This is a genomic window from Shewanella yunxiaonensis, assembly GCF_018223345.1.
Classification (GTDB): Bacteria; Pseudomonadota; Gammaproteobacteria; order Enterobacterales; family Shewanellaceae; genus Shewanella; species Shewanella yunxiaonensis.
Genome location: NZ_CP073587.1, coordinates 311,403 through 331,414 on the forward strand (window position 1 = coordinate 311,403; position 20,012 = coordinate 331,414).

Annotated in this window: 15 protein-coding genes; 10 read left to right on the top strand and 5 right to left on the bottom strand. The window is 49.4% G+C overall.

Translation table 11 applies throughout. The features are described from left to right. Positions 1 to 4: 4 nt before the first annotated feature. A complete protein-coding gene (locus KDN34_RS01495; protein ID WP_212595192.1) occupies positions 5 to 229 on the bottom strand; it encodes a YdcH family protein in 225 nt (74 codons plus the stop codon). 336 nt (positions 230 to 565) lie between these two features. Here KDN34_RS01495 and udp point away from each other — a divergent pair, with 336 nt between their 5' ends. Further along, positions 566 to 1,324: a uridine phosphorylase gene (gene udp / locus KDN34_RS01500; RefSeq protein ID WP_212595193.1), complete on the top strand. Its 759-nt coding sequence runs from the start codon at positions 566 to 568 to the stop codon at positions 1,322 to 1,324. Between the two features lie 14 nt (positions 1,325 to 1,338). Here the strand turns inward: udp and KDN34_RS01505 are convergent, their stop codons facing one another. Beyond that, entirely contained in the window at positions 1,339 to 2,862 is a 1,524-nt protein-coding gene (locus KDN34_RS01505; RefSeq protein WP_212595194.1) for a YifB family Mg chelatase-like AAA ATPase, read from the bottom strand. A 223-nt stretch (positions 2,863 to 3,085) separates the two neighbouring features. Here KDN34_RS01505 and KDN34_RS01510 point away from each other — a divergent pair, with 223 nt between their 5' ends. Then, entirely contained in the window at positions 3,086 to 3,325 is a 240-nt protein-coding gene (locus tag KDN34_RS01510) for a hypothetical protein (RefSeq protein ID WP_212595195.1), read from the top strand. Positions 3,326 to 3,631: 306 nt separating this feature from the next. Beyond that, a complete protein-coding gene (locus KDN34_RS01515) occupies positions 3,632 to 4,966 on the top strand; it encodes a hemolysin family protein (RefSeq protein WP_212595196.1) in 1,335 nt (444 codons plus the stop codon). On the opposite strand, the gene ilvY is transcribed toward KDN34_RS01515, so the two are convergent. Further along, complete coding sequence (gene ilvY, locus KDN34_RS01520; RefSeq protein ID WP_212595197.1) at positions 4,967 to 5,839, bottom strand: HTH-type transcriptional activator IlvY; 873 nt, start codon at positions 5,837 to 5,839, stop codon at positions 4,967 to 4,969. It abuts the gene before it with no gap. Positions 5,840 to 6,003: 164 nt separating this feature from the next. Between ilvY and ilvC the strand changes: the two genes are divergently transcribed. The 6 genes from ilvC (at position 6,004) to KDN34_RS01550 (ending at position 14,486) form a co-directional block, all read left to right on the top strand. After that, the gene (gene ilvC / locus KDN34_RS01525; RefSeq protein WP_212595198.1) at positions 6,004 to 7,485 is read left to right on the top strand and encodes a ketol-acid reductoisomerase; all 1,482 of its coding nucleotides are present in this window, start codon (positions 6,004 to 6,006) and stop codon (positions 7,483 to 7,485) included. Between the two features lie 395 nt (positions 7,486 to 7,880). Continuing rightward, a complete protein-coding gene (gene ilvG / locus KDN34_RS01530) occupies positions 7,881 to 9,554 on the top strand; it encodes an acetolactate synthase 2 catalytic subunit (protein ID WP_212595199.1) in 1,674 nt (557 codons plus the stop codon). Next, positions 9,551 to 9,808, top strand: a complete 258-nt coding sequence (gene ilvM / locus KDN34_RS01535) for an acetolactate synthase 2 small subunit (protein WP_212595200.1) — start codon at positions 9,551 to 9,553, stop codon at positions 9,806 to 9,808. The genes ilvG and ilvM overlap by 4 nt, the downstream gene beginning before the upstream one ends. A gap of 45 nt (positions 9,809 to 9,853) precedes the next feature. After that, complete coding sequence (ilvD, locus tag KDN34_RS01540) at positions 9,854 to 11,710, top strand: dihydroxy-acid dehydratase (protein ID WP_212595201.1); 1,857 nt, start codon at positions 9,854 to 9,856, stop codon at positions 11,708 to 11,710. Position 11,711: 1 nt separating this feature from the next. Beyond that, entirely contained in the window at positions 11,712 to 13,271 is a 1,560-nt protein-coding gene (gene ilvA, locus KDN34_RS01545) for a threonine ammonia-lyase, biosynthetic (RefSeq protein ID WP_212595202.1), read from the top strand. 84 nt (positions 13,272 to 13,355) lie between these two features. Next, entirely contained in the window at positions 13,356 to 14,486 is a 1,131-nt protein-coding gene (locus KDN34_RS01550) for a pyridoxal-phosphate-dependent aminotransferase family protein (protein WP_212595203.1), read from the top strand. A 94-nt stretch (positions 14,487 to 14,580) separates the two neighbouring features. Here KDN34_RS01550 and ubiK read toward each other — a convergent pair whose 3' ends face one another. Then, positions 14,581 to 14,835, bottom strand: coding sequence for a ubiquinone biosynthesis accessory factor UbiK (gene ubiK, locus KDN34_RS01555; RefSeq protein ID WP_212595204.1), 255 nt, complete (start codon positions 14,833 to 14,835; stop codon positions 14,581 to 14,583). 372 nt (positions 14,836 to 15,207) lie between these two features. On the opposite strand from ubiK, the gene rep reads away from it, so the two are divergent. Continuing rightward, the gene (gene rep, locus KDN34_RS01560) at positions 15,208 to 17,220 is read left to right on the top strand and encodes a DNA helicase Rep (RefSeq protein ID WP_212595205.1); all 2,013 of its coding nucleotides are present in this window, start codon (positions 15,208 to 15,210) and stop codon (positions 17,218 to 17,220) included. Here rep and KDN34_RS01565 read toward each other — a convergent pair whose 3' ends face one another. Beyond that, positions 17,221 to 19,794, bottom strand: coding sequence for a sensor domain-containing diguanylate cyclase (locus tag KDN34_RS01565; protein ID WP_228730391.1), 2,574 nt, complete (start codon positions 19,792 to 19,794; stop codon positions 17,221 to 17,223). Positions 19,795 to 20,012: the final 218 nt, after the last annotated feature.

Genomic DNA, 20,012 nt, shown 5'->3' on the forward strand with positions numbered 1-20,012 from the left:
TTGTTCAATGTTTGAATTCTGGCTGACATTTCAATATGTCGAATAACTGCTGTTTCAGCTCAAGTTTACGTTTTTTCATCGCTTTGACATCTTGAGAAAATTCGCTGGATGGGTAGCGTTCAATTTTCTTAATCTCTTTATCGAGTTGATCATGTTCTTCGCAGAGTTTTTGGAATTGAACATTAGAATTTTTGAGTTCTACTACCAACGCACCGTATTCCGTAAACATGGGCACACTCCTTAACACATTGACTTGTAATAAATACTTTTAGTAAATGTACTGATTTATCCTAGTTAACTTGTCTGAGCGACAAGTGTTAATAGTAGCGTCTATTCCCAAGTTTTTCAGTAAAGTGTCATCATCGTATTGATGATGCATTAGCCGCATCTCTGCAACTGGATTAACAAGTAAGCCCTCTGATACCCAAGGTAATGTGTTTTGTTATTGTCTCCGGTCAGAACGCGTGATGCGTTGCACCGATAGTATGCTTCGCGGTAACCTTGTCGGTTTCCCCGGAAGCGGATTCCGGGATCATTGGCATTACAAAGACGATAAGAGGTTTATATGGCCGATGTGTTCCATTTAGGACTGACCAAAACCATGTTGCGTGGGGCAACATTAGCAATTGTTCCGGGAGATCCAGAACGGGTAAAGCGGATTGCCGCATTGCTGGATGACGCGGAGTTTCTTGCCAGCCATCGTGAATTTACCTCTTATCTGGCAAATCTTGATGGTAAGCCAATTGTCATCTGCTCTACCGGTATTGGCGGCCCATCAACCTCTATTGCGGTAGAAGAATTAGCGCAATTAGGCATCCGTACTTTCCTGCGAATCGGCACTACGGGTGCAATTCAGCCTCACGTTAAGGTTGGCGATATCATTGTGTCCCAAGCTTCAGTCCGGTTGGACGGTGCGAGTCTGCATTTTGCGCCGATGGAGTATCCAGCGGTGGCGGATTTTGCCTGTACTGCTGCGATGGTGGCCGCTTGTCGTGAGCAGGGGGTTGAGCCGCATGTGGGAATTACCGCCTCATCTGATACTTTTTATCCTGGACAGGAGCGCTATGACACGGTCTCTGGACGAGTGACCCAGCGCTTTGAAGGTTCGCTGAAGCATTGGCAGGCATTGGGCGTACTCAACTATGAGATGGAGTCCGCCACACTGTTTACTATGTGTGCCAGTCAGGGCTGGCGAGCGGCGTGTGTTGCCGGGGTGATTGTGAATCGTACACAGCAAGAGATCCCGGATGCTGCGGTGATGCAAGGAACTGAACAGACAGCAATCTCGATTGTGGTCGAGGCCGCCCGTAAGTTGTTGGCGTAATGACATTCTTTGGGCTATTGTGCCCGCAATCCTGTCAGCAGGCGGTCCATTGCCCGGTAACCTAGTGCCTGGGCAATGTGACGCCGCTCGACGGTGCTAGATTGCTGTAAGTCCGCTATCGTGCGGGCCACCCGTTGTAACCGATGAAAACTGCGGACCGACAATCCTAACTTGGTAACGCTCTGTTCCAGAAATACTAAATCTGCTGATTTAAAGCCTGCTTGTTTGAGCGCCTTACTCCCTAACTGGCAGTTAAGAACTCCGGCACGGCTGAGTTGAACTTCCCGCGCTGAACGCACGCGCGCAGCGATATTGGCACTGGTTTCGCCTTCTGCTTTGGGGGCTGTCAGCGTCCCCGCCGGCAATTTCGGCACCTCTATGGTCAGATCAAAGCGATCGATAAAGGGACCCGATAAACGTGATAAGTAACGACGAATTTGATCTGGTGTGGCGCGGCTGTCAGTGCCGGTATCGCCGCAAGGACTGGGATTCATCGCGGCAATCAGCTGAAACCGTGCAGCAAAAGTGAGTTTAGCTGCAGCACGAGAGATAACGACTTCGCCAGTTTCCATCGGTTCTCGTAAGCAATCCAACACTCGCCTTGGAAATTCAGCGACCTCATCCAAAAACAGCACGCCATGATGTGCCAGTGAAATCTCACCTGGCCGGGGTACACTGCCGCCGCCGACTAAAGAAATCGCCGAGCTGGTATGATGTGGTGCCCGAAATGGTCGCTGATAAAATTGCGTCGTATCCATTGTCATTCCTGCCACCGAGTGCAGTGCTGCCACTTCCAGTGCTTCTTCATAATTAAGGGGGGGTAACAAAGAAATAATGCGGCTTGCCAACATGGTTTTGCCGGTTCCCGGTGGTCCTAACATTAGTAGGTTATGGCCACCCGCGGCGGCAATTTCCAGCGCTTGTTTGGCCTGATACTGCCCAATGACATCGCTGAGACAGGAGTGCTCATGGTGGCATGAAACCGTATCCTGCCACAGCATCTCGCGGGTGATCCCCGGTAATTGCATTTGCCCATGCAGATAAGCCGCAACGTGTTGCAGGTGTTGCGCTAACTGAATCTCGGCATAACCCACTAATTCAGCTTCACTGCGGTTGCCCTGCGGTATTACCAGTTTCATCGCTTTTCGTCGCGCGGCAACAATGACCGGCAGCATTCCGGGGCATTCACGGATCTCGCCTGATAACGCCAACTCCCCGATAAATTCATGATCTTCCAATGCTTGCAGTGGTAGTTGCTCGGAAGCGGCAAGAATGCCAATTGCGATAGGTAAGTCATAGCGGCCACCTTGCTTGGGCAAATCAGCGGGCGCAAGATTAATCGTGATACGTCGCTGCGGGAATTCGAAACCGGCATTAATTAACGCACTACGCACTCGCTCTCGTGCTTCTTTAACAGACGCTTCGGGTAATCCCACCAGATTGAACGCGGGCAAACCGTTAGAGATATGGGCTTCTACCCATACTTGGGGCGCTTCGACACCTACCGCGGCGCGAGTGGCAACTTTGGCAATGGCCATGACAAATCCTTGTGTGGTTAAAACATCCTGTTAGTTAATGAGTTTAGCAGTAAATCAAGCGCTGAATTATTGTGATCCTTAGGTAACAAATTCGGATAAATTTTGTCACGGAAACAGTAAAAAAAATTCGTTATCAAAGCCTGAGGGTTAGTGCTAGATTGTGCGCGATTTAACGTGCCGGCGGTGTGCCCGGCACCGATAAAACTTTGCAAGGAGAGTTAAGATGAAAGCGTTGGCGCTGCTAGCGGCAATGTTGGTAACAGCCTCTGTAGTGGCAGATGAAGATCCATTACCACAAGCATCAGTGGCCGATATTAAAGAGTTAGTGCAAGTGTGCCACCAAATGGCGACTGAAGATGAAGTCACTAAAGCAGAGCTGCAGGATTACCTGTTGGACTGCGTCAATGATCAGCTCAATGAAATGGGCTATCAGCGAGTTGAATCCTTGCAAAAATTTCAATAATTTTATGTACCGCTGCGGCCGTTAGTTGCGGTGGCAGCGGTAAATTCCTATAAAAATTCTTTCCCCATTGTTGGTGTAATACCCGATTCATCAGCGGGTGTTAATCTCCTTTTTCACTGTGGGTGGCTGCCATAGTGTTTAAAAATCGGTTATAATATAGGCGGTTATCTTCCTGGAGTGTCCCCATTGTCGGCATCAGCACTGTGCATGACCGACGCTGCTGTAGCAGCAATCTAATGTTTTATCCCAATAGTTTGTCGCGCAATGCTTGGTATTGCGCTGATATGTCAGTGCCTTAGGTGCGTTATGAGTGTATTTGAAAATATGGTTGTGGTGTTGTGTCTGATCGCCATCAGTTGCTTTTTCTCGATGTCTGAAATTGCTTTGGCCGCCTCGCGGAAAATGCGGTTACGGCAGATGATTGAAGAGGGCGATGTCCGTGCTGAAAAAGTGCTGACATTGCAAACCACTCCAGGAAGTTTTTTTACGGTGGTGCAGATCGGCTTAAATGCGGTGGCGATCATGGGCGGTATTGTCGGTGAGTCAGCGTTTACTCCCTATTTTTCGTCAATATTGGCATCACTGTTACCTGAACCTTGGCTCAGTAAAGTGAGTTTTCTGTTGTCATTTGTGATGGTGACCAGTCTGTTTATTCTGCTGGCCGATTTAATGCCCAAACGGGTGGCGATGGCTGTTCCTGAAAAGGTTGCCGTCGTATTGGTCGGTCCAATGGTGGTCTGCATTAAATTATTACGACCCTTTGTGTGGTTCTTTAATGGCTTAGCTAATTTTGTATTCCGCGGTCTGCGTATTCCCACTGCGCGCAACGATGAAATCACATCTGATGATATTTACGCCATTATGGATGCTGGCGCTGAAGCCGGGGTGCTGGATAAAGACGAACAGCAGATGATCGAGAATGTGTTCGAAATGCAATCCGTCAGTGTTACATCGGCCATGACCGCCCGTGAAAGCTTGGTGTATTTCCGGCTGCAGGACAGTGAAGAAGAGATAAAGGCTAAAATTGGTAGCCATCCTTATAGTAAGTTTTTAGTGTGCGATGGTCAGCTGGATAACATCAAAGGCTATGTTGACGCAAAAGAGCTGTTGGTCAGGGTCATTAGCGGTCGCAAGATTGATTTGCTGGATCCCTCTCTGGTACGCACTTGTGTGATAGTGCCGGATACTTTGAGTCTGTCTGAAGCGATGGAGTATTTCCGCCAGCAACGTGCAGATTTTGCCGTAGTGATGAACGAATACGCCTTGGTCGTGGGGATGGTGACTTCTAACGATCTGCAAAGTGCGGTGATGGGAGCCTGGTCGCTGCATGAAAGTGAAGAACAGATTGTGGCTCGTGACGCTAACTCCTGGTTGGTGGATGGTGTCACCCCTATCACGGATATCATGCGCGCATTTGAGATTGAAGAGTTTCCGCAAAGTCAGAACTATGAAACTGTCGCCGGTTTCATGATGTATATGCTGCGAAAGATCCCGAAACGTACTGACTCGGTGAATTTTGCTGGCTATAAATTTGAGGTGGTGGATATCGATTCCTACAAAGTGGATCAGCTATTAGTGAGCCGTCTGACGCCAGTTGATCCGGAGATGGCACTCAAAGAAAAAATCGATCCACCCCACTAGTTAGATCACGGCCAGAAATGCGTTAATCAACGGATCATTGAGACGTTTCTGTTTGCAACAACAGCCCAGTTCAAAGGGTGAAATGGGCTGTGGTGACTGTAGTACCTGAATACGATCCATCATCGGACTATTGTTGACGACCACATTCGGAGTGATGCTGACTCCACATCCTAAGGCCACCATCGGCACGATGGCTTCATGTCCTCTTACTTGCGCATAGATATTAGCGTTGATATTCATGGCCTTAAACCAACGTTCCATGCGCAGTCTGCCGGGGCCATGATCGGGCACGATATAAGGTAACTTTTCCCACGGGATTGGGGACTGATTGACCAAGGTATGTACCTGACAGTGAACCGCCGGGGCAATGACTGACAGTGTTACTTTGCCGATCGGGGCAAAGTGCAATTTATCGGTGAAATCATCCTGCAACGCGGCAATGGCAATATCGGTTTGCTGACTCTGTACCTTTTTAATCGCATCTGCTGCGTCACCGGTGGTCAGGCTGATATCGACCAAGGGCTGTACCCGGCGAAACCGATCAAGCAGGGCGGGTAAGTGGCTATAGGCCGCAGTGACCGAGCAGTAGAGTTGCAGCGTTCCTCGCAGCAGATGCTGTTCTGTGTCTAACTCTCGTTTCAGCGTCTGCCACTGTCCTAAGGTTTCTTCGGCAAATCGACGGAAAGCTTTGCCCGCATGCGTCAAAGCCACGCTGCGATTATCTCGTTCCAGCAGCTTATTGCCAACGTCCTGTTCCAACCGTTGTAGTGTGCGGCTGAGTGCTGAAGGACTTATATGCATGTTGGCGGCGGTGCGGCCAAAATGCAGCGTGTCACACAGGTCGAGATAGACTTTTAAAATGCGAATATCCACCAATCTGGCTCCGATGTTTTTTTATGCAAAATATTGCAAAATATGCAACGTAGTATGCCAAATATATCATTTCAAGCAATCATCATCCTGAGCTATAGTGAACACCATTACTGCTCCCTTGGGGGGAGTAGTGCCTCAGGATTTTATGAATACAGGTGACCAAGATGGCAAATTATTTCAATACACTGAGTCTGCGTGAGCAGTTAGCACAACTGGGCCAGTGTCGTTTTATGGATCGCAGTGAATTTGTTAACGGCTGTGAATATATTAAGGACTGGAACATTGTCATTCTCGGTTGCGGTGCCCAGGGTCTTAACCAAGGGTTGAACATGCGTGACTCAGGGTTGAAAATTTCTTATGCCCTGCGCCCAGAAGCGATTGCTGAAAAACGTGCATCATTCAAGCGCGCGAGTGAAAACGGCTTTAAAGTTGGCACTTTTGACGAGCTGATCCCAGAGGCCGACATGGTGCTGAACCTGACGCCAGACAAACAGCATAGCAAAGTCGTTCATGCCATTATGCCAATGATGAAGCAAGGTTCTGTATTGTCTTATTCTCACGGTTTCAACATCGTGGAAGAAGGCATGAAAGTTCGTCCAGATATCACAGTGGTAATGGTTGCGCCTAAGTGCCCAGGCACAGAAGTTCGTGAAGAATATAAGCGTGGATTCGGTGTCCCCACCCTGATTGCCGTGCACCCAGAAAATGATCCTAACGGTGACGGTTTAGAAATCGCGAAAGCCTATGCCAGTGCGACGGGTGGCGACCGTGCCGGGGTGTTGCAGTCTTCTTTCATCGCGGAAGTGAAATCTGACCTGATGGGCGAGCAGACCATCCTCTGCGGTATGCTGCAGACGGGTGCAATTCTGGGTTACGAAAAAATGCTGGATGACGGCATCGAGCCAGGATATGCCGCGAAACTGATCCAGAAAGGGTATGAGGTGATCACTGAAGCGCTGAAACACGGCGGTATCACTAACATGATGGACCGTCTGTCTAACCCTGCAAAGATCAAGGCTTATGAAATTTCGGAAGAGCTGAAAACCATGCTCACTCCGCTGTTTCAAAAACATATGGATGACATTATCAGCGGCGAGTTCTCTCGTGTGATGATGGAAGACTGGGCCAATGGCGATGCTAACCTGCTGAAATGGCGTGAAGAAACTAATGCTACCGGTTTTGAACAGGCACCAGAATGCGATGAATTCATTGAAGAACAGACCTATTTCGACAAAGGTATTTTCCTGATTGCGATGATCAAAGCGGGGGTTGAACTGGCCTTCGATACCATGGTTTCTTCAGGCATCATCGATGAATCAGCTTACTACGAGTCATTGCACGAAACTCCGCTGATTGCTAACACCATCGCTCGTAAGCGTCTGTATGAAATGAACGTGGTGATTTCTGATACCGCCGAATATGGTTGCTACTTGTTCAACCATGCGGCACTGCCACTGTTACGTCGTTACGTTAACAGCCTGGACCCACAGTGGGTTGGTGGTGGTCTGAAAGGTGATGACAACGCAGTAGACAATATGCGTCTAATTGAAGTCAACGCTGCTATCCGCAATACCGATGTAGAGTATATCGGTGAAGAATTGCGTGGCTATATGACTGAAATGAAACGTATCAATTTGGAATCTTAATGTTCAAACCGAAGGGTTTCCGTTAGCGGAAACCCTTTTTGCATGAGAACAGGTGAATGGTCGCTGACCACAAAAAATCAATTACCGGAAATTAATTGTTGTGTTTCGCAAAGCCTTTGTGGTATTGCTTAATAACTGTTCGCCGAGAGTCCAAATGCTAAACGGCAAAGAACAACGGAATTTGATAGTAACAGGAAACTGTCACCAAAGATGATTAACTTCAGCGCCAAGCTCCTCCTCGTGATTATTACCGTAGTGATTATTATTGGATCACAGCGGGGGTGGCGCTCGGCACGAAGTTAGACCAACTGGTCGCAGTCGAACCCCCGCTCCGCAAGGACCGGGGGTTTTTTCGTTTTTATGGCGTGTTCAGGTAACAGCAGGTAACAATAGCGATGGAACAAGGGCAAACAATCAGTGGTAGTCAGGCAGTCATCAAGGTGTTAGCTGCCCATGGAGTCACCACAGTATTCGGCTATCCCGGCGGGGCAATCATGCCTATTTATGATGCCTTGTATGGCAGTCAGGTCGAGCACCTTCTCAGTCGCCATGAGCAGGGCGCCGGTTTTGCCGCTGTGGGCTATGCCCGTTCCAGTGGCAAAACCGGTGTCTGCTTTGCGACGTCAGGTCCGGGAGCTACCAATCTGTTTACGGCACTAGCAGATGCCATGATGGATTCCATTCCGCTGGTGGCCATTACCGGTCAGGTCGCCACTCCAGTCATCGGTACCGATGCATTTCAGGAAATGGACGTGTTAGGAATGAGCCTTTCCTGTACCAAACACAGTTTTATGGTGACCTCGTCTGAAGAGTTGGTCCCCACACTCTATCGTGCTTTTGAAATTGCTGCGTCTGGCCGTCCGGGCCCGGTACTGGTAGATATTCCCAAAGACATTCAGTTAGCTGCTCTGGAGTACAAAACTCCGCTGCAAGCGGTGCCGGTGGAGCAGTCATTAGATCTCGCAGCGATTGATGCGGCCAATACCCTGCTAGCCCAAGCAAAGCAGCCGATGTTGTATGTCGGTGGTGGTGTCGGTATGGCAGGCGCCGTCGAACAGCTTCGAGAGTTGATCCAACGAACTGGTATTCCATCGGTGGCTACCTTAAAAGGGCTTGGGGCAGTTCCTCATGACGCCTCTGGCTATCTGGGTATGTTAGGAATGCACGGCAACCAGGCTGCAAATCACGCTGTTCAGCAAGCCGACTTATTGCTGGTGGTGGGCGCCCGTTTTGATGACCGGGTCACCGGCAAGCTGGATACATTCGCAGCAAACGCCAAAGTGATCCATCTGGATATTGATGCGGCAGAACAAGGCAAATTACGGCAACCTGACGTCGCCATTGGTGATGATCTTTGTGACGTGTTGCCAGCGTTAACCTTGACTCAAGATATCTCATCCTGGCAACAGCAAGTTGCCGCATTGAAGTTACAGTATGCCTGGCGTTATGACCGGCCGGGCGAGCAGATTTATGCACCCGCATTGTTAAAGCAGTTAGCGGATAACTTGCCGGAAGACAGTGTCGTGAGTTGTGATGTTGGCCAGCATCAGATGTGGGTGGCACAACATATGTGGTTCCGTCGCCCGGAAGATCACTTATCCAGTGCCGGCTTTGGAACGATGGGGTTCGGCTTGCCGGCGGCGGTGGGCGCACAGGTAGCACGTCCGGGGGCGACCGTGGTAGCTGTTAGCGGAGATGGTTCTTTTATGATGAATGTGCAGGAACTGACCACAATCAAACGCCGCCGGCTGCCACTGAAAATTGTGTTACTGGATAACCAGAAACTCGGTATGGTGAAACAGTGGCAACAGCTATTTTTTGAAGAGCGTTACAGCGAGACCGACCTTTCCGATAACCCCGATTTTCTGACCCTCGCATCCGCCTTCAATATTCCTGGACGCAGTATTAGCAAAGCCGCAGAAGTCAGCGCTGCACTTGAAGAGATGCTGACTACCAAAGGCCCCTTCCTGTTACATGTGCAGATAGACGATAAGTTCAATGTTTGGCCATTGGTGCCGCCGGGCGCCTCCAACAGTGACATGATTGAAGAAGTGGAGGTGCAGGAATGATCTATCATCTGATATTGACCTTGGAACAACGTCCGGAAGTATTGGAACGGGTATTACGAGTGACTCGTCATCGCGGCTTTCGGGTCTGTGAAATGCATATGTCGGAACAGGACGATAAACACTTGTTATTGGATATGACAGTAGCAAGCGAACGCGCCATCGAATTATTAAGCCGTCAGCTCGTGAAGCTGATGGATGTTACCGCGTGTGAAGTGCAAAGCAGCCAACCATTGGCCAGCACTATCAACGGTTAAAACAGCACATTAATTTTTACCAGAATTAAACAAAGGAATTGAGCAATGCCAAAACTAAGATCTGCCACCAGTACTGAAGGCCGTAATATGGCTGGTGCCCGCGCCTTGTGGCGCGCTACCGGCGTGAAAGAGGGAGATTTCGGCAAGCCGATCATCGCGATTGCGAACTCCTTTACCCAGTTTGTTCCCGGTCATGTTCATCTGAAAGATATGGGAGCATTGGTCGCCTCTGCGGTAGAAGCTGCTGGTGGTATTGCCAAAGAATTCAATACCATCGCCGTCGATGACGGTATTGCCATGGGGCATGGCGGCATGTTGTATTCATTGCCATCGCGTGAGCTGATTGCCGATAGCGTGGAATATATGGTGAATGCGCACTGCGCTGATGCGTTGGTGTGTATCTCTAACTGCGACAAAATCACTCCCGGGATGTTGATGGCGTCGCTGCGTTTGAATATTCCGGTGGTATTTGTTTCCGGTGGTCCGATGGAAGCCGGTAAAACCAAATTATCCGACAAAATCATCAAGCTGGATTTGGTCGATGCCATGGTCGCTGCGGCGGACAAACGGGTGTCTGATGCCGACAGTGAACAGATTGAACGTAGCGCCTGTCCGACTTGTGGCTCCTGCTCTGGGATGTTCACGGCTAACTCGATGAACTGTCTGACTGAAGCCTTAGGGTTATCGTTGCCGGGTAATGGTTCGTTGGTGGCAACGCATGCCGACCGTCGCGAGTTGTTCCTGGAAGCCGGTAGACGGGTAATGGCATTGGCCAAACGTTATTACTACGACAACGATGACAGCGTGCTGCCGCGCAATATCGCCTCATTTAAAGCGTTTGAAAACGCGATGACGTTGGATATCGCCATGGGGGGCTCCTCCAATACCGTGCTGCATCTGCTGGCCGCAGCGCAGGAAGCGGGCGTTGATTTCACCATGGAAGATATCGACCGCTTGAGCCGCAAAGTACCGCATTTATGTAAAGTTGCACCATCGACTCCGCTGTATCACATGGAAGATGTGCACCGTGCCGGTGGCGTGATGGGTATTCTCGGCGAACTGAACCGGGCGGGTCTGCTGCATACTGATGTGCATCATGTCGCCGCCGAAGATGGCACGCTGGCTTCTGTCTTGGCCGCTTACGACGTGATGACTGCCGATAGCGATAAGGTGAAGGAATTCTATCGCGCTGGCCCTGCGGGGATCCCCACTACCGTAGCTTTCAGCCAGGATTGTCGTTGGCCAGAGCTGGATACTAATCGTCAATCCGGTTGTATTCGAGATCGCGAGCATGCGTTTAGTCAGGAAGGCGGTCTGGCTGTGCTGTTTGGGAATGTTGCCGCCAATGGCTGTATCGTCAAAACTGCGGGTGTAGATGAATCCAATCTGCAGTTTAGTGGCAAAGCACGTGTATTTGAAAGCCAGGAAGCGGCAGTTGATGGCATCCTCGGTGGTGCGGTTGTCGCCGGTGACGTGGTGGTGATCCGTTATGAAGGCCCGAAAGGTGGTCCAGGTATGCAGGAGATGCTGTATCCCACTAGTTATCTCAAATCCATGGGGCTGGGAACTAAATGCGCACTGATCACTGATGGCCGTTTCTCTGGTGGCACATCGGGTCTGTCCATTGGCCATGTCTCTCCAGAAGCTGCTGCCGGCGGCACTATCGCATTAATCGAAGATGGCGACATGATCGATATTGATATTCCTTCACGTGGTATTTCATTGCGGGTAAGTGATGCGGTGCTGACTGCTCGTCGCGCTGCGATGGAAGCTAAAGGTCCTTTGGCGTGGAAACCATTGGCGCGTGTGCGTCCAGTGTCTATGGCGCTCAAAGCTTATGCTCTGATGGCAACCAGTGCCGATAAAGGTGCAGTACGTAACCGCGCACTGCTGGAGGACTGAGATGTTAGCGCTTGCATCACAATCCCAGTTGTCTCTGGCGAACTATTATCTGCAACGGATCCTGCTTTCCAGTGTTTACGATGTCGCCAAAGTGACGCCATTACCACTACTGAAAAAGCTTTCCGCCAGACTGGGTTGTCAGGTGTATCTGAAACGAGAAGACCTGCAACCGGTGCATTCATTTAAGCTGCGCGGTGCCTATAACCGTATTGCCGAGCTGACGGCTGAAGAAGCCAAGTGTGGTGTGGTTTGCGCTTCGGCGGGGAACCATGCGCAAGGCGTAGCACTGTCGGCAGCCAGTCGCGGTATTGATGCGGTGATCGTCATGCCGGGAACCACGCCTGACATTAAGGTCGATGCGGTACGCCGCCTTGGTGGCAACGTGGTGTTATACGGCCAGTCATTTGATCAGGCCAATGATTATGCGATGTCGCTGGCACGCAATCAGGGGCGGGTATTTATTCCGCCGTTTGATGATGAATCGGTTATTGCCGGTCAGGGCACGATTGCGCAGGAGATGTTGCAACAGCAGCGAGATCTGGAAGTGATCTTCGTGCCAGTCGGTGGTGGTGGTCTGATTGCTGGTATTGCCGCGTATTACAAAGCCGTGTTTCCGGAAGTTAAAATCATCGGCGTTGAGCCGGAAGATGCGGCATGCCTGAAAGCTGCCATGGAAGCGGGCGAACCAGTCACCTTGCCGCAGGTGGGGTTATTTGCGGATGGCGTTGCCGTGCGGCGCATCGGCAATGAGCCTTTCCGCCTGGCGAAGGATTTCGTTGATGACGTAGTGACCGTGACGTCTGACGAGATCTGCGCCGCAGTGAAAGATATCTTTGAAGATACTCGTGCGATAGCTGAACCCGCTGGCGCATTATCGCTGGCGGGGCTGAAAAAATACGTTGCTCAACACCCCGAAGAAGACAGTAAAGTCGCAGCAATACTCAGCGGTGCCAACGTCAATTTCCATAGTCTGCGCTATGTATCTGAACGTTGTGAGCTGGGCGAGCATAAAGAGGCGGTATTGGCGGTAACCATTCCAGAAAAGCCGGGGTCGTTCCTGCATTTCTGTGAGGTATTGGCCGGTCGCGCCATGACTGAATTTAACTACCGCTTCAGCGGTCGTGAACAGGCAGTCGTTTTTGCAGGTATTCGTGTTAATCGCGGACAGGAAGAGTTAGCAGAAATTACGTCGGCGTTGCAAGCTGTTGGGTTTGTGGTGCATGACTTATCTGCCGATGAAACTGCCAAATTGCATGTGCGTTATATGGTGGGCGGCATGCCGCCACAACCGCTGCAGGAAAGGCTGTTCAGCTTTGAGTTCCCTGAGTATCCAGGAGCGTTATTGCAGTTCCTGACTACGCTGAAAAGTAAGTGGAATATCAGTTTGTTCCATTACCGTAACCACGGAGCCGCGTTCGGACAGGTATTAGCGGGATTTGAAGTACCGCCAGAAGATAACGAGGCTTTCGCACATTTTCTGGACGAATTAGGCTTCGTTTGGCAGGAAGAAACCGATAGTCCGGCCTATCGTTTGTTTTTGGCAAGAGCGGCAAGGGATTAGCCGAAAGCAGGACGGAGAAGGCGCAAAATTTGTGGTAAGGTCTTGCCACTGGGTTACACCTCAATCAGTTGTAAGGAGACATCTATGTTAAGTGCACCTGTTGTCAGCGCCTTCAATCCGCCCCGTCGTATCTTGATGGGGCCCGGCCCCTCGGACGTGTATCCGGAAGTGCTGGCAGCGCAGTCGCGCCCGACGGTAGGACATCTGGACCCGCTATTCATTGCAATGATGGATGAGCTGAAATCGCTGATCCAGTATGCCTTCCAGACCCAAAATCAGATGACCATTGCCGTCTCTGCACCAGGAAGTGCCGGCATGGAAACCTGTTTTGTGAATCTGTTGGAACCGGGTGAGAAAGTCATCGTTTGTCGTAACGGGGTTTTTGGTGACCGGATGCGGCAGAATGTCGAACGCATTGGTGGTGTGGCGGTGATGGTTGATAGCCCTTGGGGCGAACCAGTAGACCCTGATGCGGTAAGCGCTGCACTGCACGCCAATCCTGATGCCAAATTTCTGGCATTCGTACACGCTGAAACTTCTACTGGCGCTTTGTCCGATGCCAAAACCCTGTGCGCGATAGCCAAAGAATACGGTTGTCTGTCAATCGTCGATGCGGTGACGTCACTTGGCGGTGTTGAAGTAAAAGTCGACGAATGGGGCATTGATGCCATCTATTCCGGGAGTCAGAAGTGCCTTTCCTGCGTGCCTGGATTGTCGCCGGTATCATTCTCTGATGCGGCAGTCGAAAAGCTTAAAGCCCGCAAAACTCCGGTGCAGAGCTGGTTCCTCGATCAGTCGTTGGTGATGGGCTATTGGAGCGGTGGTAATAAGCGTAGCTACCATCATACTGCGCCAGTAAATGCTTTATATGCGCTGCATGAATCATTCCGCAAGCTGGCAAGCGAAGGGCTGGAGCATGCCTGGCAAAGGCATCACGATATGCACCTATTGCTTAAAGCCGGGCTGGAAAAGTTGAATATCAACTTTGTGGTGGCCGAAGCTTCACGTTTGCCACAGTTAAATGCGGTATATATTCCCCAAGGCGTAGATGATGCCGCTGTGCGTAAGCAACTGCTGGAAAACTACAACCTGGAAATTGGCGCCGGACTCGGCGCGTTGGCGGGTAAAGCCTGGCGCATTGGTCTGATGGGATATGGGGCTCGACGCGAAAACGTGGCGTTATGCTTGCGTGCGTTGGAAGAAGTGTTGAGCTAATTCAGCGCGATACTCAAAATAAAGACAGCTTTTGCTGTCTTTATTTTTTTCTGTAATACAGACTTGGAAAGTCGCATTTTTCAGCTAAATACTTTCAATCCTGCTCACGCAGTCTGGCTTCAAGGGCATCGACTTGCGCCTGCAGCGCCTCGAGTTTTTCCCGCGTTTTCAGCAGTACATGTTGCTGCACGTCAAACTCTTCACGAGAAACCATATCCAGCTTCAACAATTGTTGCTGCAGAATACGTTTGCTGCGCTCTTCAAATTCACCGGCAAACTGCTTAACTCCAGACGGCAAGTTGTCACTCAGTTGTCGTGCCAGATCTTCGATTTTTTGGGCGTTAATCATCTTGGCTTCCAATTAAAAATGCTGATAACTGAATTGTAACCCAGTCAGTGCTAATCCCCAAGGTGCAGCCATGCCTCGGTCGAGGTCAATTCTGCAGTTCCTGTGAGTTTGATCGTAAACAAAATAATAAGTCAGGTTTGTGACCGCTACAGTGCACCTATCTTCCACTGACAGACGTGATCACAATAGATTTAGCCTGCTCTTTATTATCCATCGTAGTTGCAGTGGCTGATGAACTATTATGCCTTTAAAGAAACTGGCTTTTGATGCAAAAATTAGCGCAACGAATATGAAAACCCGCTACAGCTGACACCTGAAGGCGCGCTTCTGTTATGATTTGACGCCGTTGCTATTGTCGATTGTTGGAAAAAAATGAAACTCAATCCCGCCCAGAATGACGCTGTTCGCTACATTTCCGGTCCGTGCTTGGTGCTGGCAGGTGCTGGTAGCGGTAAGACGCGTGTAATCGTCAATAAGATTGCTTATCTGGTGCAGGAGTGTGGTTATCAACCGCGGCATATCGCCGCGGTAACGTTTACCAACAAAGCGGCGCGCGAAATGAAGGAACGTATCGCCCATTCGATTGGCCGTAAGGAAACTCGTGGTTTGTGGATCTCCACTTTTCATACCCTGGGATTGGAAATTATCAAGCGTGAGCACAAAGCGCTGGGGTTGAAAGCGGGTTTTTCGCTGTTTGATGATCAGGATACGCTGGCGCTGCTGAAAGAACTGACAGTCAATGAACTGCAGGAAGATAAAGATTTGCTGCGATTACTGGCGTCGGCTATTTCCAACTGGAAGGGGGGGCTGGTGATCCCTGACCATGCACGTAAAGCTGCCAGAACTGAGCGAGACCAACTGTTTGCTCTGTTATACCAGCGCTACGCCCAGCACATGAAAGCCTATAATGCGCTGGATTTTGACGACCTTATCCTGCTGCCTTCATTGCTGCTGCGGCACAATGAAGAAGTTCGCCGTCGCTGGCAGAAGCGGATTCAATATCTGCTGGTGGATGAATACCAAGACACCAATACCAGCCAATATGAGTTGGTGAAACTATTAGTGGGCGAACGCGCACGTTTTACCGTAGTTGGTGATGACGACCAGTCAATTTATTCATGGCGCGGTGCCAAACCCCAGAATCTGGTGCTGCTGGGTAAGGACTTTCCGGAGCTGAAACTGATCAAACTGGAACAGAACTATCGTTCCAGTCAGCGTATTTTGCATGCCGCCAACATCCTGATTGCCAATAACCCGCATGTGTACGACAAAGCACTGTTCAGTGAATTACCTCATGGTGAGCCGTTGCGGGTACTGCTGGCTGCCAACGAAGAGCAAGAGGCCGAGCGGGTTGTCGCTGAGATCATTCGGCATAAATTTATGAACCGTACTAACTACGGCGAATATGCGGTGCTCTATCGCGGTAATCATCAGTCAAGACTGCTGGAACGGGCCCTGATGACCAACCGTATTCCTTATCGTCTCAGTGGTGGAACGTCGTTTTTTGCCCGCGCTGAGATTAAGGACATCATGGCCTACCTGCGGTTGGTGGTAAATCCCGATGATGATAATGCGCTGTTACGCATCATTAATCTGCCCAAACGAGGTATTGGCCCCGCTACGTTAGAGAAACTCGGCAACTTCGCCAACAGCAAACATATTTCGCTATTTGCCGCAATTTTTGAGGCGGAGTTGCAGCATCATCTGGGACACTCAGCGATCGAGAGCTTATTTCAGTTCGGTCGTTTTATTGTGGATACCGGGGAAATCGCTAAACGAGGCGAGGGTGTTGATGCGATTAAGCAGCTGATCCATAACATTCATTATGAGGATTATCTGTACGAAACCAGCCCCAGTGCCAAAGCGGCCGAGATGCGTATGAAAAATATCTCGGAATTATATCGTTGGGTCACTGAGATGCTCTCGGGGGACGATCTTGATGCACCTATGACGTTACCTGAGGTCGTCACGCGCCTGACATTGCGCGACATGATGGAGCGCAATAATGAAGACGAAGCGGGCGATCAGGTCCAATTGATGACGTTGCATGCTTCTAAGGGACTGGAATTCCCTTACGTGTTTATGGTGGGGATGGAAGAGGGTTTATTGCCGCATCAGACCAGTATTGATGAAGACAATATTGAAGAGGAACGGCGTCTTGCCTATGTGGGGATCACCCGTGCGCAACGGGAATTGTGGTTTGTTATGTGCCGTGAACGGCGTCAGTTCGGTGAAACTATTCGCAGTGAACCCAGTCGTTTCCTAAAAGAGTTACCGGAAGATGATGTGCAGTGGGAAAACCGTAAACCACTGCAGAGTGAAGAACAGCGGATGCAAACTGGGAAAAGTAATATTGCGGGATTGCGGGCAATGCTGAACAAATGATCAGGCTAACGCGGCTTTTGCGTGCGAATCTTCAGTCAAATTTTCTACTGAAGATTGCATTGTCGTGATGCCCAACTCCTGTAAACACTGTTGTTGTTCCTCAGAATTTACACCATCGGCAATCAGCTGCAGCTGTAATGATTCCGCACTGCGGCGGATGGCAGTCAATAGTTGTCGATGTCGTTTGCTTTGAATGCCAGACGTTAATTCTGATTCAAGCTTCAAGCAACTGATCGGCAAAAACGACAATGTCAGCATCGAACTGTAACCACTACCATAGTCAGCGATGCCGATGTTGACACCTAAATCTTTCAATGCTTCAAATCCATACACATGGTTATCGTGGTCTCGAGCTAACGCGATTTCATTGAAAAATAAGCACAGTTTATCGAGTGAAAAACGACAATTATCCAGACACAACACCAGATTTCTCAAAGCGTGTTTATAGGCTAAATGATGACTGCTAAGGGTGAGATGAACTTTAACCTCTTCAGCTATTGGCAGTGAATCAAGTTCGTCATTCAGCAGTTCAATCACATAGCGATCGAACTCAAGCGGCAGGTTGGCTTGTTCTGCCAGTTGCACCAACTGGTGGTAATTGAGTAAGCCGTGCTGAGGATGCTGCCAGTATGGCTTGACATCAATAGCAATTGTTTTGCCACTGTTAGCGTCTCGCACCGGAATATAAATTAAGCGCAATTGCTGGGATTCAAATGCCTGGCGTAAGTCATTTTCAAGTGTCAGGTCATGCATGAGTTGTTGATGGGATTTCTCATCAAAGACAACATAACATCCTTTACCACGAGTTTTGGCCATATACATGGCGGTGTCAGCATCACGTAATAGCGATTCACTGGATGTCTGCTGTGGATTATCACACAGTGATATACCAATACTGGCACCGGAATTAAAGTGTTGACCTGCCAATTCGAAAGGTCGCGACAGCTCGCAGAGTATTCGTTCGGCCACCTCTTTGGCGTCGTTGGTGTTGTAAAGGTTATCCAGCAGGATCACAAATTCATCGCCACCCAGGCGTGCCAGCAGGTCGTGATCGCGAATACACGTATTGAGACGTTTGGCTGTTTCTATCAGAAAATGGTCACCTTCCATATGCCCCAGCGTGTCATTGATCATTTTGAAACGATCGAGGTCGATGAATAGTAAGGCAAACTTATAAGAACGGTTTTGTGCAAACGTATCATTCAACCGTTCCATAAACATCTGACGGTTTGGCAGACCGGTAAGACTATCGTGCTTGGCATCATGGATCAGCTTTTGTTCGATGTGACGTCGCTGAGAGATCTCCTTTTGCAGCTCGACATTTGCCTGCGCCAGTTCCGTAGTGCGTGCTTGCACCATCTCTTCTAATTCTTCATTGGAGCGTTTAAGCGTCTCGGTCGCGAGTTTACGCTCAATCGCTGCTGCGATATGCTGTGACACGAAAGTCAGCAGTTCCAGATCTTTGAACTGATACTTCTGATCCATACTGAAACTGTACACGGCAAGCGCGCCTACCGCCTCACCTTGAATCAATAGTGGTATACCAATCCATTGCTGCATGGTTTGGGTGTGATTTAAATCCGGTGCTTTACTGTATATCTCCCCTAGTTTGATGAGGTGTCGAATATCCTTTTGTGACAGTAATGTCGGTTTGCGGTGTCGCAGCAGGTATTCAACCAGCCCATCTTTCATTGGCCGGGGGATGGGCGCAACGCTGCTCAATTGTGAAACATAAAATGGAAATGACAGCGTGGTGGCTGATTCGTCTAACAGAGCGATGTAACAGTTATTGGCAGGTAGCAAATGACTGATAATGTGGTGCAGCTCCACATAAAAGTCATGCATATCGAGGTTGGATGTCGCCAGATCTGCTATTTCAAATAATGACCGTTGCAGTCGTTCAGCACGACGTCGTTCATAGACTTCCTGTTTCAGCTTGTCGTATGCCTGACTCAACTCCTGCGTACGCTGCTGAATTGCGGTTTCGAGTTGTTCATGGTGTCGTAAACGCTCGAGCACTCCGGCAATGTGATGGCAAATGAATACCATCAACTCAACTTCAGTATCACCGTAGGAAACTTCAGCTTTATAGCTTTGAACCACTAATGCGCCGATGGCTATCCCATTGTGCATAATCGGAACACCCAGCCATTGATGACAAGGAGAACCAAGATTGTCAATCTCGCCCTCAGCCTCCAGTCGGTCAGCAGTCGCTTCATCACATAATAATGGTCGTTGTGTGCGCAAAACGTAGCCGGTGAGTCCACGCTTCAACATATCAGACAGGTTTTTATCCGGATACAGCTCGGTGGGATGAACATCTTTTTCATCCAAAAAAAATGGCAATTCCCACTGGTCCTGGTTTTTCAGCGCAATATAGAAGTTATCAGCAGGAATGAGTTTTTTGAGATGATGATGTATCCCTTGATAGAAATCTTCCATACTGCTCACCGCATTGGCGATGTTGGAGATTTCCAGCAGTGCGTTTTGCGCTGATTCCGCACGTTTAAACTTGGCCGCCAGACGTTTCAGCCTGGAAACACGTTTTTCAAGCGATGACACGTCAGGATTCATTAATTGTCGGTCCTTCAACATGATCTTGGCCAAGTCAGGGAGATAGCTTAAATAAGAGTTGTAAAATAATTGTGTAATTCAGTTAGCTAGTGCGTACAAATAGCACGATTTTAAATGTACTCCAAGTCAAATTTTTGGCAAACGTCAGAAGTGCTTTGGCTACCCGTCTGGTTGATAAAGCTAAAAGTTGAACACTCAGGAGAAAAAATACAAAACAA

What these genes read in the sequence shown, in the direction of transcription:
- KDN34_RS01495 (WP_212595192.1), bottom strand. Translation starts at nt 229, where the DNA reads ATGTTTACGGAATACGGTGCGTTGGTAGTAGAACTCAAAAATTCTAAT.
- udp (WP_212595193.1), top strand. Translation starts at nt 566, where the DNA reads ATGGCCGATGTGTTCCATTTAGGACTGACCAAAACCATGTTGCGTGGG.
- KDN34_RS01505 (WP_212595194.1), bottom strand. Translation starts at nt 2,862, where the DNA reads ATGGCCATTGCCAAAGTTGCCACTCGCGCCGCGGTAGGTGTCGAAGCG.
- KDN34_RS01510 (WP_212595195.1), top strand. Translation starts at nt 3,086, where the DNA reads ATGAAAGCGTTGGCGCTGCTAGCGGCAATGTTGGTAACAGCCTCTGTA.
- KDN34_RS01515 (WP_212595196.1), top strand. Translation starts at nt 3,632, where the DNA reads ATGAGTGTATTTGAAAATATGGTTGTGGTGTTGTGTCTGATCGCCATC.
- ilvC (WP_212595198.1), top strand. Translation starts at nt 6,004, where the DNA reads ATGGCAAATTATTTCAATACACTGAGTCTGCGTGAGCAGTTAGCACAA.
- ilvG (WP_212595199.1), top strand. Translation starts at nt 7,881, where the DNA reads ATGGAACAAGGGCAAACAATCAGTGGTAGTCAGGCAGTCATCAAGGTG.
- ilvM (WP_212595200.1), top strand. Translation starts at nt 9,551, where the DNA reads ATGATCTATCATCTGATATTGACCTTGGAACAACGTCCGGAAGTATTG.
- ilvD (WP_212595201.1), top strand. Translation starts at nt 9,854, where the DNA reads ATGCCAAAACTAAGATCTGCCACCAGTACTGAAGGCCGTAATATGGCT.
- ilvA (WP_212595202.1), top strand. Translation starts at nt 11,712, where the DNA reads ATGTTAGCGCTTGCATCACAATCCCAGTTGTCTCTGGCGAACTATTAT.
- KDN34_RS01550 (WP_212595203.1), top strand. Translation starts at nt 13,356, where the DNA reads ATGTTAAGTGCACCTGTTGTCAGCGCCTTCAATCCGCCCCGTCGTATC.
- ubiK (WP_212595204.1), bottom strand. Translation starts at nt 14,835, where the DNA reads ATGATTAACGCCCAAAAAATCGAAGATCTGGCACGACAACTGAGTGAC.
- rep (WP_212595205.1), top strand. Translation starts at nt 15,208, where the DNA reads ATGAAACTCAATCCCGCCCAGAATGACGCTGTTCGCTACATTTCCGGT.
- KDN34_RS01565 (WP_228730391.1), bottom strand. Translation starts at nt 19,794, where the DNA reads ATGAATCCTGACGTGTCATCGCTTGAAAAACGTGTTTCCAGGCTGAAA.